Below are 15,524 nucleotides of genomic sequence, written 5' to 3'. Positions count from 1 at the left end.
ATCATCCGGGCGAAGAAAAATTTCAAATTAATTAGCAGGTTGTTCTGAGCGTTACAGGCGGGACGAGCGGGGTGGGGGGAATATTCCTCTAATCGAGGTGGTAAACACCCGGTTGAGTGGGTGAAGTACCCCATTTGTGGGGATAATAGCGGCGCTGTTTCACCGACCGCTTTTGGTGGATTTGCCTGTACCACTCACGCGGGGAATCGGGCTATCCAGTGCCTGGCAATTTCTTCGCGCCGGCAGATCCACACCGCGTCGTGGCCTTGCACGTAATCGAGAAAGCGCGCGAGCGCCATTGCCCGACCAGGATGGCCACTGATCCGCCCGTGCAGGCCGACGCTCATCATCTTCGGGTGTTGCGCGCCCTCCTGCCACAGCAGGTCGAACGCATCCTTGAGCAGGCGGAAGAAGTCTTCACCGCAGGCGAAACCATTGGGCAGCAGATAGCGGGCGTCGTTGTTGACCAGTGTGTAAGGGATCACCAGGTGGGCGGGCGAGCCGGGGAGCCAATAGGGCAGGTCATCGTTGTAGGCGTCCGAGCTATAGAGAAACCCACCTTCCTCACGCAACAGGCGGCGGGTGTTCTGGCTGACCCTGCCTGTGTACCAACCTACGGGGCGTTTACCGCAGATCTGCTCGATCACGTCGAGGGTGAGGCGGATGTGGCGCCGCTCCTGGTCTTCAGGCATGTCGCGATAGTCCAGCCAACGGTAGCCATGCCCGGCAATCTCATGCCCGGCAGCGCAGAGCGCATGGCCAATCGCCGGGGTGAGTTCCAATGCCCGGCCGACGGCGAAGGCGGTCAGCGGCAGGCCTCGGGCGCTGAACAGCTGCAGAATGCGCCACACACCCGCGCGCGATCCGTATTCGTACATGCCCTCGACGCTCAAGTCCGGCTCTCCCACACGCGGCGGGCGGCCCGGTAGCTCGTGAAGCCAGGCCTCCGACTGCGCATCGCCATTGAGGATGCAGGATTCCGCGCCCTCTTCGATGTTGAGTACGAACTGGACCGCGACACGCGCCTCACCAGGCCAGCGCGGGTGGGGTGGGCAGCCGCCATAACCGATGAGGTCGCGAGTGGACATCAGCCCAGCTCGAAGGTCGTGACGCCGAACACACGCTCGTGCGCGATCGCCGGAGGAGGGCCGAGGTACATCCGTGCGCAGCCGAAGACCTCGGTCATGCCCTGTTGGCGTACAAGCGCCATCGCGGCGGGATTATTCTCCGGGGCATCGAGAAACAGCGGGCCACCCTGCGCAAATTCCGCCAGGCGCGCGTAGAGGGCATTGGCTGCCAGGGCGTCATCGGCGAACAAGGGGCCGATCTTGCAGCCTTCGCGGCAGCGCCTTACTACGCCATAGCCGCTTAGCCTGCCCTCGCGCCGGCACCCCACGGCGAGTGCGTCGGCTTGGGCTATCCACCCGCTCAGGAAGGTTGCGCGCGCGGCGGGGAAGCAGGTGCGGTCGTAATCGACAACCTGATCGAACGGGAAGGCGGCCAACGGGACGATGTCCTGATCGTCTACCGGCGAGGTCATCGTGCGTTCGGTGATCTGCGCACGAAAACGCATATTGCGATGGGAGAAGACGAAACCACCCTTGGCGTAGTAGTCCTGCATCGCAAAGACGCCGTCCATGCCGATGCTCGCGTCTGGGCGCAGGCGGGCGAGGAGTCGCTCGCGGCGTGCGTGCCAGAGGGTATTGCCCAGCCCTAGACCGCGGTATTCAGGCCGGACGATGAAAAAACCCATGAAGCCGAATTCGCCAGTGTAGGAAGTGATGGCACCGCCGCCGATCAATTCGCCGCCCCGGCACGCCGCGATGAAGGCGCAAGGGTCCGTAGCCCAGAATAGCTCGGCATCGTGAAGGCCGGGATTCCAGCCCTCACGGGCAGCCCAGTCGACGAGCTCGTCCAGCTCGGGACGGGTCATGTTGCGTATGACCAGCTGATCCGACACCGCGAAGTTCTCCTCAGCCGCTGATCGAGCATGTGGTCGATCCCCACTCTGAACCCTTTCGGTATAGCTTCAACCCGGGTATTGATCCAGTGAGGCCAACACGGTACGACCCGGATCGGTGAGCTGGACTTGAGATGCTCGGGCATCGATTGCCGAGCGAGTCCTGTTGATCAATTCTTTTTTCGAATCCACCGATGACTCGGCTGAAGTAGCCAAACCGTGATCGCTACGATTACCCGGAAAACCCCGGCGTGCGAATTTTTCCAGATTCGCGGGCATGCACCCAGTCGATGTTGAGCTACTCTTTTTTTGCCAGTTCCGAATGAGGAGCTCGCCATTTGCGGCTAGCCGTGAATAAAACCTGTTGAGGGTTTTCCGTTTTTCTGGCTCGCTCGCGACTCGATGGGCACCCCCCCCTTTGGTCCTTTGGGGGCGAGTGCGCTGTTCAATAATTATGCAAAAGATGTGTGTGACGATATCGATCGAGATCCGGCTCCAATCCTCAGGTTGCCGGTTCGTGCAGGTTTCGCTCCACTTCAAGGTTGACTGTCCACGGACTGATGCCTGGTCAAGGTGTCCAATTCTCCTGGCGCGAAGGGAGGCATGCGATGCGGCAACCCAAGATCGTAATCGTCGGCGCGGGATTGGTTGGCGGATCAGCGGCCCTGTTTGCGGCCGTGGCCATTCCGAGCGCCGAGATCGTCATCGTCGATGTCGCGCGAGTACGCGCCGAAGGGCAGATGCTGGACCTCACCCACGCAGCGGCATTCTGGGGGCACAATCGCTTCTATGCCGGTGATTACGAAAACGCACGCGACGCGGACATCATCGTAATCACTGCGGGTGTCGGTCTGAAGCAAGGGCAGACTCGTCTGGACCTGGCCCGAACCAATGCGACCATAGCCGCGGAAATTGTGGACCGCACCGCACCGTTGGCCCCGGATGCGATCTACGTCATCGCGACCAACCCCTGCGATGTGTTGACCAGTGTGGTGTTTGACCGCCTGCGCTGCGCGCGCGAGCGTGTGATCAGCACCGGCACCTCCCTCGATACCGGGCGACTGCAATCGCTGCTCTCCGAGCGGCTGGGCGTCGTGGCGCCTGCGATTCACGCTTACGTTCTCGGCGAACACGGCGAATCCGCGTTGATCGACTGGTCCGGTGCGACGGTCAGCGGCATGCCCCTCGATATATTCCTGGCCAGGAGCGGTAAAGAGTTGGGGCCTGCCAGCCGCGATCTGATCCTGCGCTCCGTGCACGAGGCAGCCACGCTCATCAAGGAAGGGAAGGGCTCCACCCACTATGGAGTCGCCAGTGCGATCGGGCGAATTTGCCAGGCCATCGTGCATAACACCGACCTCATTCTGCCAGTCGCTGTCGTGCATGCCGAGGTCGAAGGCGTACCGGAGGTGTGTTTGTCGCTGCCGATGGTGGTCAATGGCCGAGGTGCGCAGTTACTGGCTTATCCGCACCTCGGCCCCATCGAGCGCGAGGCCCTGCAGCGCAGTGCGTGCATCGTCAAAGAGGCAACCGACAGCGTGCTGCTCGACCGTCAGGGAAATTGCGCACGCTCTGAATAATCCGAACAGCGCCGCCAAGAGGTTCAGATCATGGCTGTATTACCCGCAAAGGATTCGCAACCTGTAAGCCCGGCCACGGCGAAACCGACGCCATCGGAAGGGCATCTCAAAAATGCCTGGAAATTTCTCGTGCCGTTGGGCTTGGGTATCATCCTCTGGTTCCTGCCGACACCGGCTGGCCTCGAGGTGAAGGCCTGGCACATGTTCGCCGTGTTCGTCGCCACCATCGCCGGCATCATGACCGCCCCACTGCCGATGTCGGCGGTAGCCATCATCAGCGCCACGGTGGGCGTGCTGGTTGGCGTCGTGTCCTTTGCCGATGTCACCAAATCCACGGGGACGGACCTCGTCTGGCTGGTGATGCTCGCCTTCTTTATCTCCCGAGGCGTGATCAAGACAGGACTGGGGCACCGCATCGCACTCCTGTTCATGCGGCTGTTGGGCAAGCGAACCCTGGGGCTGGGTTATGGACTGGTCATGACCGAACTCCTTATCTCGCCCGCCATGCCGAGCATCACCGCTCGTGCCGGTGGGGTGATGCTGCCGATTACCCGAGCGATGTCGGAGGTCCTCGGCAGCCATGCCGATGACCCTGAGTCGCGCGGCAAGGTGGGGAACTATCTGATCCTCTGTGCCTTCCACGCCAACATCATCACCGCAGGCATGTTCATCACGGCGATGGCGGGCAATCCCCTGGCGGTCAAGATGGCCGCAGACCAAGGCGTCTCGATCAGTTGGCTCGAATGGGCGGTGGCCGCATCCGTTCCCGGTTTGCTGTGCCTTGCCCTCATTCCGGTCGCCTTGCTGTGGATTGTCCGGCCGCAGATTCGCCAGACACCCGATGCGAAGGCCCTGGCACAGAGAGAGCTCGTAGCGATGGGGCCCATCTCGGCCAAGGAAATCATCATGGCGGTGATCTTCGTTGGCTTGCTGGTGCTCTGGATTTTCGGTGAGGACCTGAAAATCGGAGCGACGCTGGCGGCGGCGCTCGGCGTCTCATTGCTGTTCATCACCGGCGTACTGACCTGGCAGGATGCCCTTAATGAAAAATCCGCCTGGGACACCATGATCTGGATCGGCCTGCTGATCATGCTGGCCTCCAAACTCAATGAGTACGGCATGGTTTCGTGGTTCGGCAAGGAGTTCGGGGCACACCTGGAGGGTTTCCCGAGGCTGGCTGTCTATATGCTGGTGGCGGCGATCTATTTGTACATCCATTACTTCTTCGCTAGCGCCACGGCACATATCAGCGCCCTGTTTCCCCTCTGCATGGCGCTTATGGTCGCTGCCGGCATCCCGCCATTCACTGCAGCGGTCGCCCTCGGCATCCTGAGCAGCGTCAACGGTTGCCTGACCCAATACGGCATCGGTTCCGGGCCGGTCATGTACGGCGCCGGTTACGTCACCCAGGGGGAATGGTGGAAGACCGGCTTCCTGATGAGCCTCATCTACCTGGTTATCTGGCTGGTCGTCGGCCCGCTTTGGTGGCAGATGCTTGGGCATGTGTGAGGCGGCACCGGAGAAGAAAAGTAGCCAGGCACCTGCGAAGTTATGGCGATTCAGTCTTGGTCCACGGGAAATCAGTGCTCGCCATTGATCTTTCGTGAACATATTCCTCGAATTGTTCGGCTGGCAGTGGCGGGGAAAACAGGAAGCCCTGGTAGGCCTGGCAGCCATGCTTGACCAGAAAGGTGCGCTGAGCTTCTGTCTCCACACCTTCTGCAATCACCGAAAGCCCCAATATCTGGCTCAGGCTCACAATCGCGCAGGCGATGGCGGCGTCGTTGGGATCAACCAGCACATCTCTGATGAAGGACTGGTCGATCTTGAGTTGATCCAGCGGGAGGCTCTTGAGGTATGACAGTGACGAGTAGCCGGTTCCGAAATCATCCAGCGAAAGGCCTATGCCGATTTCTTTCAACTCGATCATTTTGGCGATAGTATTTTCCATATCCTCTATCAGCAGGCCTTCGGTCAGCTCCAGTTTCAATTTCTTCGGATCGGCCCCCGTGTATCTCAGTACTTGCAGTACCTCCTCGACGAAGTCCGGATGGTGAAACTGGCGGGCGCTGACATTCACAGCCATACCCAGTCGGGCGGTTTCCGAATGCTTTGCCCAGGCAACCAGCTGAGTGCAGGCTGCCTGCAGTGCCCAACGGCCTAACGGCAGAATCAACCCCGTTTCCTCTGCCAATGGAATGAACTCGCCTGGAAACACGACTCCGCGCTCAGGATTGTGCCATCTCATCAGTGCCTCTGCGCCAATGATACGGCCCTCACTATTGACCTGCGGCTGGTAATGCAGAATGAATTCGTTGCATTGCAAGCCTTGGCGCAAATCTACTTCCAGTCTGGCGCGTGCCGTGGCAATCGCCTGCATTTGCGGATCGAAGAAGCGCATGGTATTGCGGCCCGCCGCCTTGGCGCGATACATCGCCAGGTCAGCGCGCTTCATAATATCGTCCACTGTGCTCAGCTGTCCCTGGAACAGCGCAATGCCGAGGCTGGGGGTGCTGTGGTGCTCATATCCATCCAACTGGTAGGAAATGTTCAGAGAGTCGAGAATCTTTTCGCCAATAGCCTTGGCCTGGATAGCGGCTACTGGAGGATTCTCATCAAGGCCATCCATCAGGACGACGAATTCGTCTCCGCCCAGGCGAGCCACGGTGTCGCTCTCGCGTATGCAGCCGCAAAGGCGCAGAGCAACTTGCTGCAGCAACATGTCGCCTCTGTCATGCCCCAGCGTGTCGTTCAGTGCCTTGAAGTTATCCAGGTCAATGAGAATTATCGCGCTCGTATGCAGGCTACGGGAGCTGCCCGCCAGCAGATGCTGTAACCGGTCCATCATGAGCCGCCTGTTGGCCAGACCGGTCAACTGATCGTAGAAGGCCAAACGCTGGACCTCTTGCTCAGCGGTCTTGCGGTGGGTGATGTCAGTATTGATCGACAGAACGGATTGCGGCTGGCCATCATCGTCTCGCACCAGGGTTCGATGACTTTCGAGCGTGATGGTGCAGCCATCCCGGCGTCGAAGTGTAACTTCGTCCGCCCAGTCACCCGTTTCTATCAGGCTGTTGGTGGCCGCATTGAAAGCGGCGCTACCCTGGTAGATCAACTCCTGTGCCGATTTGCCGAGTGCCTCTTCCTTTGACAGACCGTAGAGACGCTCGGCACTTTTGTTCCAGTACAGGATGCGGTTATCCATCCCGTGAACGACAATGGCGTCCTGGGCCTTGTCCAGCAGCGATGCTTGCTGGCGGGCCTGCTTCTCGCTTTCGCGCAGCACTGCCAGATAACCTTCCCTTTCGGCTGCTTGCGACTCCATTTCGCGCCTGATCTTGCCCCCGTAGATAACGGCTGCACTGACCATCAGTAGCACGAACACCATGATCGCGTATTCGACCCGGCGCAGTTCTTCGACCGACTCAAGCTCCTCCTCCAGGAGCTTGCTTTGAATCAGGCCAACGCGATCGCGCACGGTACTGAGTGAGGCGAGCAACAGGGCAAACTTCCTGTCCATCGTTGCCATGCGTTTGCCGGCATTATCCGACTGCCCCTCCCTGAAGTAGGAAAAGATCAGCAAGGCCTCGTTCACCATTTCGACCATCGCGGCATCAACTGCACCCACCTCATCCCTCAATGCAAGGGTAAAGGCTTGTATGTCTGCACTGTGTTCAGCCTCATTGGCGATCCGTACTTCCAACTGTTTTCTGGCTATTGCCAAATGCTCGTTGAAGGCGCGCAAGGTTTCATTCATGTTCCGCGATTCGGCTTCAACATTATGTGTGTCGAACACATTATTGCCCGGCGCATTGACTGTGGAAGCCAGGCTGCCCAGCTTTGAATAGCTCGACAGCTGTTGGACCCACGACTGGTTTGCCTTGATGGAGCGGTGATAGGTATCGACGATCAGGTGATTCAATAGCACGCTCAGCACAACAACCAGCACGTCGAATCCCGCAAGAAAAAAGTACATGCGGTGCCATTTGGTCGAGCGCGGCTTATTTGAGCTGGTGGGTATGGTTTGCTTTGCGGCGCCTTTATTCCTGAAAAAATCCATTTCACAATCTCCAAACATAATCCTTCTAAATCGACCAATAGAAGCGGTATTCGGAAACCAGTTAACCTTTTGTGCCGACACCTGAACCTGAGAACACACCGCACCTAGCATTAGCCAAATTTTTTCTCTGTTCCGGATTCACGCTGGTTTTCGTGAGCGAAGCTCCCGAGACAAGCAACAGCTACCGAAGCTTTACGTCCTGAGTGTCACGCCAACCAACTATTCGACGCTAAGCAATGCATTTGGCGATGCTGATTTCATGGTGAAATTTTTACTCTCGGATGCAGTTTCTTAAAATTTCGTCGATAAAACGAAATCATCTTCATTTGTTGTGTTTGACATCATCGTTTCAGGTAACGATTCTCCTCGCTCTCTATTGTAGAACTGAACGTCGGCAATCACTTTTGCCAGATGTTCTGTTCCTTTCAATTCCCTCAACCTCGTTCTGCGCCTCTGGCGAGCGTGCAGAGCTTGGCAAGCATGCCTGGGGTGAGCATATCCCCGTTCTGCCGGACTGCCTGATCAGTTTCGACAGCAGACCAAGCATAGCTTCTAATTTGCCATTATTCTGTTCGCCGACTGCTCCAGGTCGGTAGCAGCCCTTGATGGTCGGCAGCTTTCAACCTGTGGATTGAGCCGGTCGATGCAACAGACTGGCTAAATCGTTCAGCGCCACACGCTTACGCCCGAGAGGCTTTTTCAAGGCTGGGCAACAAGGGACTGCCCGTCCGGGTTGAAGGTCAAGCCGGTGGGAATGATCACCCCCGCGACGGGTTTGAACACGCAGGCCTTCTTCATCTTGGAAATCATCTGCGGCAGCACCGATTCCGAGGAGCTGGTGCCCAGCGCGGTGAACGGTTCTTCCTTGATGAATTTGAGGAACTTCCACAGGCTGAAACCGCTGTAGCGGCAGATCGGCCCGAGCACGAAGATCACGAATTCGGCGCAGGTCAGGTACACACAAACCATCAGTTTGCCAAGCGGGAGCAGCGAGCCAAAACCGTATTTGCCGAGGATGACCGCGATGAGCACTTGGACGTAGAGTTTGCCTTATATTCTTTTGATGACAGGGCCCTGATTTTTTATTGTTGTCAGGAAATGCCAAGGAGTCAGATCCAGTGATCTGCACCTTGGCGTTGTGCCGCAGTACTACTTTGAATCGCTGAAACACATCAGCGGTTGATCAACGCGATGAGCGCATCATGAAAGTTGGCGTGATATCCGATACCCACGGCTTGCTGCGTCCCGAAGCGATTGCCGCCCTGCAGGGGTGCGAGCGAATCATTCATGCCGGCGACATCGGTGCCCTGGAAGTCCTTGACCGACTGGCCTCGATTGCGCCGCTGCATGTCGTGCGCGGGAACAATGATCAAGACCTGGCATGGGCAGGGCATCTCCCTGATTTTCTGCGTTTCGACCTCAACGGTTGGCAGGCGTTGTTGGTGCACGACATTGCCGATGTCCCGGTCGAACTGGAGGCAGGCGTACGGCTGGTGATCACCGGCCACTCCCACAAGCCGCGCATCGAATGGCGCGGGGAACGATTGTTTGTCAATCCCGGCAGTGCAGGGCGACGACGCTTCAAGCTTGCGGTGACGCTGGCGTTGCTTGAGGTATCGGCGACTTCAATAGAACATCGGTTGATTGACCTGCTGGAGTGAGTCCCGCAACGAAGAGGATCACGGCAGGGAGCTGCCAGTTTAAAGGGCAGCTACCGACTGTGAGTTCACCGGTCGATGCAACACCCGTTCTGTGTGTGCAGGAGGAGGGGTGCAGGCGTGGCTTGGCAACTAGCGACGATAGTAGCGGCGATCGTCCTCGTAGCGGTACCGCATGGCCCGATCCTCGTGGCGTTCCCAATAACGATGGCGTTCGGCTTCGCGGCGGGCCTGTTCTCTACGCCACTGTTCTCTACGCCAGTCATCTCGGCGCCAATCGTCTCGGCGAGAGTGCCAGCGGCCGTCATGCCAGTATCCGTCGTCATGGGCCAGCAACGGCCCTGGCTGCTTGCCGGCCATGCTGGCCAAGGTCGGCCAAGGGTTGTCGGCAGCCTTGACCGGAGCCTGAGCGACTGCGACTTTCGGTGCGACAACAGGGGTTGTGGTCTTCATTTGTGTTGCTGATGCCGAGCCCACTGCCGCGAGCGCGAACAGGCCGAAGAGCACCATCCGTGGGTCATGGAATTTCATGAACGAAGACAACCTCTGATTGACAATTGGACGTGTGGCCATCCGGCTGCGGGTAGCGTGGGGGTTAGCGCTCGCCGGGCGGATGTGCCTATCCACATAGACCGATAAACAGGGAAAAGTTCTAGGGGGGCGCTGTTTAAATAGTCGATGGCCCTCCAGTGTTCGGCGCCATTGAGGAATTGGTTGCGACGGCCTTTACAGCGGGAACTTCAGGGCACGGGCCAGGTCAACAGAGGCCCTGTATCGATCGCAGAAGCCGAGCAGCGCTGTTGGCCTGTTTTCGGGCAGTGCCGTCCGAGATCAGTCGAGTCCGTCCCCTGATGCCAGCCAAGAGTTTTCTACCGGGTGTCCTTTTGGCGTTCTGCGCCGTCGCGTCGCAGTGTTCCGTTGCTGCCGAGCGAAGCGCGCCCACGCAAAGTAACCGCGCCTCTACCACCCTGATCGAAACCGCCTCGCGGCAGTATGAAAATGGCCAGCTGGACCAGGCTGCCGCGACGCTGGAGCGTGCCCTGCATATTCAGCCGAACAATCCCGCGACGCTGCATTACCTCGGTGTGTTGCGCCTTCAACAGGGGCAGTACCAACAGGCTGAAACATTGGCGCTGCGCTCGAACGTGCAGGTTGGAAGCAACGTCGAGTTACGCAACCGCAACTTCCAATTGATCCAGGCGGCCCGGCAGGCCCGGGCTTCGAATACCCCACCGCAAGCCAGTGAGGGCCTGGTTGCGGTACAGAAGGGGCAGGATGAGCAGGTCCAGGAGGCACAGATGGCGCCTGTTGAACAACCCGCTGCGGACACCGGGCAACAAGCTGGCATCTTTGATCGGGTAAAGGCTGCGTGGGCATCGATTTCGCCGACGGCGGACAGGCCACAGCCTGAAGGCGCAGCGCAAATGGCTTCCGTCGAGCCAGCGCCCGCGTACGACGACGTCGTGATTCCCCGAGGCCATTTGCCGCCTCCGGGGAAATGCCGGATCTGGTTTCCTGATCGCCCACCCGGGCATCAGCCGGCACCCGGCAGCTGCAAGAAACTGCGCCATCGGGTGCCGCCGGGAGCCTTTCTGTTGCACGGCTGAGGCTGCGGGTGAGCCGCTATTCAAGCAACTGATCGATCAACACTGCGTTGGTATAGACCAGGCTGCCATCGCTGGCACGGTGCCCGACCAGGTGAAACTGACCGCGTTCGTGGTGCAAGTAGACTCGCATCTGACAGTCGGACAAGGGCGCGTATCCCTCAGGCATGTTCAATTCCATGGTATCCATATCGACATCGACCATGGCTTCACGCTCGTGGGACTGCTGCAAGCGCTCTTCAGCCTCCTCCAGACGGACATGCAGAGGGCCGTCGACGTAAAAATGGATCTCACCGATCGGGATGGACTTCTGGTCGGGGCTGGGCTTGCACCAGCCTTCGATCGTCAGGGCACTCATGACGAAACCTCCCATGTGGATTGCTGGACTGTATTAACTATCGTCCCTGCTCATTGCGATTACTCATGTTTGACGACGGCACAAGGGCAGGGTTCGTTCTTTTTGGCTGCTTCAGGCCGATGGCTGCCGCCGGTCATCAGAACCCAAGTATAGCTGGCAAGCGGAAGGCCCTTGCCAACCTCACGTTACAAGCCGATGGCTCTATACTTCTTACTGACTTTGCCACCCCGACGGGTGGTATTTGTCGGGCCTGCTTGGATGTCAGTGGCGATGCTCTTGCATAACCAATGAACAACAGGAATAGGATGAAGAGCAAATGGCGATAGCAATTGTCCTGATACTAATCGTTATTGCATCCGTGCTATTCCACATACTTGCGCCCTGGCATGCGACACCGGCAGCGTCCAACTGGGGGTCCATAGACACCACCCTGTTCATCACCCTGATCATCAGCGGAATATTCTTCATTGCCATCGTCGTATTCATGGCCGTCGCGGTAATGCGGTATCGCCATAAGGAGGGTGCCCGGGCGGCCTACCAGCCAGAAAACAAAAAGCTGGAATTATGGTTGATCATCGTCACCTCGATAGGCATTGCCGGGATGTTGGCGCCAGGCCTGGTTGTTTATAACGATTTCATCCGGGTGCCGAAAAATGCCTACGAACTTGAAGTGGTCGCCCAGCAGTGGCAGTGGGCCTTTCGTTTTGCCGGTCAGGACGCAAAGTTGGGCAAATCGGATATCAAGTTCGTTGATTCGACCAATCCCCTGGGCCTTGACCCCAAGGACCCGGCAGGGCAGGACGATATACTTGTCATGAATAATGAAGTTCATCTTCCGCTCGACCGGCCGGTGAAAGTGTTACTGCGTTCCAAAGATGTTCTGCACGATTTCTATGTACCGCAAATTCGCAGCAAGATGGACATGGTGCCAGGGATGGTGTCGTACTTTTGGTTTACGCCGACTAAAACCGGAAACTATGAAACCCTGTGCGCCGAATTTTGTGGTGTAGGTCACTACAACATGCGCGGCCATATGATCGTGGAGGAGCAGGGTGTCTTCGATCAATGGCTCAAAGGCCAACCGACTTTTGCGCAGACGTTGACCGCAGCTGCCCGGCCCGGTCGGGACAACCTGCTGGAAAAAGGCCGCCTGCTGGTCGAGAAATACGGCTGTGGTGCCTGCCATAGCCAGGATGGCAGTACCAGTCTCGGTCCGGGATGGAAGGGGCTCTACGGCCGCACTGAAAAGATGGCCGATGGCTCCAGCGTGCAGGTCGACGAGGCCTACCTGAAAGAGTCGATCCTCGATCCGAAGGCCCGCCTGGTACAGGGCTACCCGCCGGTCATGGTGACCTATACTCTTTCTGACGATGAACTGGGTGCGATCGTCGCCCTGATCAAATCATTGGGTGCTGCGCCGCAGGGCAATGAAGCCACTACTGGCGAAGCATCGGCCCCGGGTGAAGACCTGGTGGCGCAGGGACAGCGGCTGGCCGGGTCGTTTGGCTGCCTGGCCTGCCACAGCGTCGATGGCACCAAGGGCGTCGGCCCCAGCTGGCAGGGCCTGTATGGCAAGACCGAAACCCTGGCCGACGGTACGAGCGTCAAGGTCGATGAGGGTTACTTGAAGGAATCGGTGCTTGATCCCTCTGCCAAGATCGTCAAGGGCTATGCAGCCGTCATGCCGGTCTTGAAACCGAGCGACAAGGAACTGGACGCGCTGATCGCCTTTATCAAGTCCAAAGCGAATGCCGACGCGGATGCAAGCAAGGCGGAGCCAGGGAAGTCACCGTAAAGCAGCCAGGAACACACTGAAACTTCGCCAGGAGGATGACGTGATGGCCTATGCGGAGCAAGCCGAAACAGAAGCACTGCACGAGCCCAAGAGCTTCCTGACCAAATACATCTGGAGTCAGGACCACAAGGTCATAGCCGTTCAATATTCCCTGACGGCTCTGTTCGTGGGCCTTATCGCCGTGGTGCTGTCCGACTTGATGCGCCTGCAGATAGGCTTCCCCGGCAGTCTGGCGTTCATGGATGCCAGTACTTACTACCAGGCCATGACCATGCACGGCATGATCATGGTGATTTACTTGCTCACGGCGCTGTTTCTGGGCGGCTTCGGCAACTATCTGATCCCGCTGATGGTGGGCGCCCGCGACATGGTCTTCCCCTACGTCAACATGCTCAGCTACTGGTTCTACCTGGTGGCGGTCGTGGTGTTGCTCGCCAGTTTTTTTGTCCCCGGCGGCCCCACCGGTTCGGGCTGGACGCTTTATCCGCCGCAGTCGATTGCCCGGGGAACACCGGGGGTCGAGTGGGGCATCGTGTTAATGCTCGTCTCGCTGGCGATATTTATTGTCGCTGCCACCATGGGCGGGCTGAACTACGTCACCACGGTGTTGCAGGCGCGCACCCATGGCATGACCTTGTTTCGCATGCCGCTCTCGGTATGGGGAATCTTCATGGCCTCGATCATGGCCTTGCTGGCCTTCCCGGCGTTGTTTGTCAGCGCGGTCATGATGTTGTTCGACAAGCTGCTGGGCACCAGCTTCTTCATGCCGGCGATGGTCTCGCTGGGGCAGACGCTCGATCACCAGGGTGGTAGCCCGATCTTGTTCCAGCACCTGTTCTGGTTCTTCGGCCACCCGGAGGTGTACATCGTTGCGCTCCCGGCGTTTGGCCTGGTCTCCGACTTGATCAGCACCCATGCGCGTAAAAATATCTTCGGTTACCGAATGATGGTGTGGGCCATCATTGCGATTGGCGTACTCAGTTTTGTGGTCTGGGCACACCATATGTACGTCAGTGGAATGAACCCGTACTTCGGCTTTTTCTTCGCCGTCACCACCCTGATCATCGCGGTGCCGACCGCGCTGAAAGTCTATAACTGGATACTGACCCTGTGGCGCGGCGACATCCATCTGACGGTGCCGATGCTGTTTGCCCTGGCGTTTATCGTGACCTTCCTGGTCGGCGGTCTGACCGGGTTGTTTCTCGGCAATGTGATCGTGGACATACCGCTCTCGGACACCTATTTCGTCGTGGCCCATTTCCATATGGTCATGGGCGTCGCGCCGGTACTGGTGGTGTTCGGCGGCATCTACCACTGGTTTCCGAAAATAACCGGGCGCATGACCAACGACATCCTGGGCAAGCTGCATTTCTGGATTACCTTCCTGGGCACTTACGCCATCTTCTTCCCCATGCACTACCTGGGATTCCAGGGCATGCCGCGCCGTTACTACGCCTATGAAAACTACGCATTCATCCCGCAGTCGGCGCAAGAGTTGAATGCCTTCATAACGGTGGTCGCCTTGATCGTCGGCGCCTCCCAATTGCTGTTTGTGTTCAACCTGGCCTGGAGCGTATTCAAAGGCAAACCCGCAGGCAGCAACCCCTGGGGCGCGGCCAGCCTGGAATGGCAAACGCCGGACACCCCGCCGGTACACGGTAACTGGGGCGCCAAGCTGCCGGTGGTACATCGCTGGGCCTATGACTACAGCGTGCCGGGGATAGAACAGGATTTCGTGCCGCAAACGGTCTCTGCCGAGGAACTGGAGCAGATGCGCCAACTCAGTGCCGGAACCAGTACCGCGGACGTCAAGCCATGAACAGGCTGCTATTGAGGAACGCCGACGGCGCGGACCCCGGCGGCAGCTGGAATCGCGATTCCGAGGGCATTCAGGCCGGCGAGGGCGGCGATAGAAACCACATTGCAAGGTTTGCCCTGCGCTTGTTTCTGGCGGTGGTGAGTTCGTTGTTCATGCTCTTCCTGCTCGCCTTTATCGCCCGCTCGCAAATGGCCGACTGGCTGCCCCTGACAGAACCCATGGCGCCGCTGGCCAATCCTTGGCAGCTATGGGTGAATTCGGCGTTCCTGGTGTTGAGCTGCATCGCACTGCAGTGGTCGCGCATGGCCGCCCGCCGGGCTCGAATGGACGCCACGGTCATCGGTTTTGTATTGGGAGGAGGGTTTGCCATTGCCTTTCTGGCGGGGCAGCTCTGGGTCTGGCAGCAGTTTGTCGCCTGGGGCTACTTTGTCGCGAGCAATCCGGCCAACAGTTTCTTCTACCTGTTGACCGGTGTGCACGGCCTGCACCTACTGGGCGGGTTGATCGCCTGGGCCAGGACCGTCACTAAATTCCTGCGCCATGTGCCGTTGCCGCAATTGAGCGCCAGCATAGAACTCTGTGCCATCTATTGGCATTACCTGTTGGGTCTCTGGTTCTTGCTGTTCGCGCTGCTGACCAGCACGCCACAAACCTATGAAGCCATCGCCAGATTCTGCGGCCTGAGGTGAA

General features: G+C 58.5%; 12 protein-coding genes and 1 pseudogene. 7 read left to right on the top strand and 6 right to left on the bottom strand.

Features of this window, described 5'->3' with window-relative positions; translation table 11 throughout:
• Nucleotides 1–194: 194 nt before the first annotated feature.
• Together puuE and ACEN8E_RS14805 are read right to left on the bottom strand one after the other, a co-directional pair.
• Nucleotides 195–1,088 (bottom strand): allantoinase PuuE, encoded by an 894-nt coding sequence (gene puuE / locus ACEN8E_RS14810; protein ID WP_495588714.1) that lies wholly within the window; start codon nucleotides 1,086–1,088, stop codon nucleotides 195–197.
• Nucleotides 1,088–1,960 (bottom strand): GNAT family N-acetyltransferase, encoded by an 873-nt coding sequence (locus ACEN8E_RS14805; protein ID WP_495588713.1) that lies wholly within the window; start codon nucleotides 1,958–1,960, stop codon nucleotides 1,088–1,090. The genes puuE and ACEN8E_RS14805 overlap by 1 nt, the downstream gene beginning before the upstream one ends.
• Nucleotides 1,961–2,568: 608 nt before the next feature.
• Between ACEN8E_RS14805 and ACEN8E_RS14800 the strand changes: the two genes are divergently transcribed.
• Both ACEN8E_RS14800 and ACEN8E_RS14795 read left to right on the top strand, forming a co-directional pair.
• Nucleotides 2,569–3,540 (top strand): lactate/malate family dehydrogenase, encoded by a 972-nt coding sequence (locus ACEN8E_RS14800; RefSeq protein ID WP_495588712.1) that lies wholly within the window; start codon nucleotides 2,569–2,571, stop codon nucleotides 3,538–3,540.
• A gap of 30 nt (nucleotides 3,541–3,570) precedes the next feature.
• A complete protein-coding gene (locus tag ACEN8E_RS14795) occupies nucleotides 3,571–5,049 on the top strand; it encodes a DASS family sodium-coupled anion symporter (protein ID WP_495588711.1) in 1,479 nt (492 codons plus the stop codon).
• Nucleotides 5,050–5,089: 40 nt separating this feature from the next.
• Here the strand turns inward: ACEN8E_RS14795 and ACEN8E_RS14790 are convergent, their stop codons facing one another.
• Complete coding sequence (locus ACEN8E_RS14790; protein WP_495588710.1) at nucleotides 5,090–7,600, bottom strand: putative bifunctional diguanylate cyclase/phosphodiesterase; 2,511 nt, start codon at nucleotides 7,598–7,600, stop codon at nucleotides 5,090–5,092.
• A 714-nt stretch (nucleotides 7,601–8,314) separates the two neighbouring features.
• Nucleotides 8,315–8,632 (bottom strand): annotated as a pseudogene (locus tag ACEN8E_RS14785) (cation:dicarboxylate symporter family transporter); the annotation flags it as partial.
• A 170-nt stretch (nucleotides 8,633–8,802) separates the two neighbouring features.
• On the opposite strand from ACEN8E_RS14785, the gene ACEN8E_RS14780 reads away from it, so the two are divergent.
• A complete protein-coding gene (locus ACEN8E_RS14780; RefSeq protein ID WP_495588709.1) occupies nucleotides 8,803–9,261 on the top strand; it encodes a metallophosphoesterase family protein in 459 nt (152 codons plus the stop codon).
• A gap of 129 nt (nucleotides 9,262–9,390) precedes the next feature.
• Here the strand turns inward: ACEN8E_RS14780 and ACEN8E_RS14775 are convergent, their stop codons facing one another.
• Nucleotides 9,391–9,789, bottom strand: coding sequence for a hypothetical protein (locus ACEN8E_RS14775; RefSeq protein WP_495588708.1), 399 nt, complete (start codon nucleotides 9,787–9,789; stop codon nucleotides 9,391–9,393).
• Nucleotides 9,790–10,109: 320 nt separating this feature from the next.
• On the opposite strand from ACEN8E_RS14775, the gene ACEN8E_RS14770 reads away from it, so the two are divergent.
• Nucleotides 10,110–10,865: a tetratricopeptide repeat protein gene (locus ACEN8E_RS14770; protein WP_495588707.1), complete on the top strand. Its 756-nt coding sequence runs from the start codon at nucleotides 10,110–10,112 to the stop codon at nucleotides 10,863–10,865.
• 16 nt (nucleotides 10,866–10,881) lie between these two features.
• Here the strand turns inward: ACEN8E_RS14770 and ACEN8E_RS14765 are convergent, their stop codons facing one another.
• On the bottom strand, nucleotides 10,882–11,220 hold the full coding sequence (locus ACEN8E_RS14765) for a hypothetical protein (protein ID WP_495588706.1): 339 nt from the start codon (nucleotides 11,218–11,220) through the stop codon (nucleotides 10,882–10,884).
• 316 nt (nucleotides 11,221–11,536) lie between these two features.
• Between ACEN8E_RS14765 and ACEN8E_RS14760 the strand changes: the two genes are divergently transcribed.
• Genes ACEN8E_RS14760 through ACEN8E_RS14750 form a run of 3 tightly spaced genes read left to right on the top strand, consistent with a single transcriptional unit; the run spans nucleotide 11,537 to nucleotide 15,523 of the window.
• Complete coding sequence (locus ACEN8E_RS14760) at nucleotides 11,537–13,015, top strand: cytochrome c oxidase subunit II (RefSeq protein ID WP_495588705.1); 1,479 nt, start codon at nucleotides 11,537–11,539, stop codon at nucleotides 13,013–13,015.
• A gap of 43 nt (nucleotides 13,016–13,058) precedes the next feature.
• Nucleotides 13,059–14,834, top strand: a complete 1,776-nt coding sequence (gene ctaD / locus ACEN8E_RS14755; protein ID WP_495593326.1) for a cytochrome c oxidase subunit I — start codon at nucleotides 13,059–13,061, stop codon at nucleotides 14,832–14,834.
• Nucleotides 14,831–15,523 (top strand): cytochrome c oxidase subunit 3, encoded by a 693-nt coding sequence (locus ACEN8E_RS14750; protein WP_495588704.1) that lies wholly within the window; start codon nucleotides 14,831–14,833, stop codon nucleotides 15,521–15,523. Before ctaD ends, ACEN8E_RS14750 begins: the two co-directional genes overlap by 4 nt.
• Nucleotide 15,524: the final 1 nt, after the last annotated feature.

Source organism: Pseudomonas sp. Pseusp9 (genome assembly GCF_059491265.1).
Note: the sequence above shows the minus strand (reverse complement) of the source record. Positions and strands in the feature narration are given on the sequence as shown.

What these genes read in the sequence shown, in the direction of transcription:
- puuE (WP_495588714.1), bottom strand. Translation starts at nt 1,088, where the DNA reads ATGTCCACTCGCGACCTCATCGGTTATGGCGGCTGCCCACCCCACCCG.
- ACEN8E_RS14800 (WP_495588712.1), top strand. Translation starts at nt 2,569, where the DNA reads ATGCGGCAACCCAAGATCGTAATCGTCGGCGCGGGATTGGTTGGCGGA.
- ACEN8E_RS14795 (WP_495588711.1), top strand. Translation starts at nt 3,571, where the DNA reads ATGGCTGTATTACCCGCAAAGGATTCGCAACCTGTAAGCCCGGCCACG.
- ACEN8E_RS14790 (WP_495588710.1), bottom strand. Translation starts at nt 7,600, where the DNA reads ATGGATTTTTTCAGGAATAAAGGCGCCGCAAAGCAAACCATACCCACC.
- ACEN8E_RS14780 (WP_495588709.1), top strand. Translation starts at nt 8,803, where the DNA reads ATGAAAGTTGGCGTGATATCCGATACCCACGGCTTGCTGCGTCCCGAA.
- ACEN8E_RS14775 (WP_495588708.1), bottom strand. Translation starts at nt 9,789, where the DNA reads ATGAAATTCCATGACCCACGGATGGTGCTCTTCGGCCTGTTCGCGCTC.
- ACEN8E_RS14770 (WP_495588707.1), top strand. Translation starts at nt 10,110, where the DNA reads ATGCCAGCCAAGAGTTTTCTACCGGGTGTCCTTTTGGCGTTCTGCGCC.
- ACEN8E_RS14765 (WP_495588706.1), bottom strand. Translation starts at nt 11,220, where the DNA reads ATGAGTGCCCTGACGATCGAAGGCTGGTGCAAGCCCAGCCCCGACCAG.
- ACEN8E_RS14760 (WP_495588705.1), top strand. Translation starts at nt 11,537, where the DNA reads ATGGCGATAGCAATTGTCCTGATACTAATCGTTATTGCATCCGTGCTA.
- ctaD (WP_495593326.1), top strand. Translation starts at nt 13,059, where the DNA reads ATGGCCTATGCGGAGCAAGCCGAAACAGAAGCACTGCACGAGCCCAAG.
- ACEN8E_RS14750 (WP_495588704.1), top strand. Translation starts at nt 14,831, where the DNA reads ATGAACAGGCTGCTATTGAGGAACGCCGACGGCGCGGACCCCGGCGGC.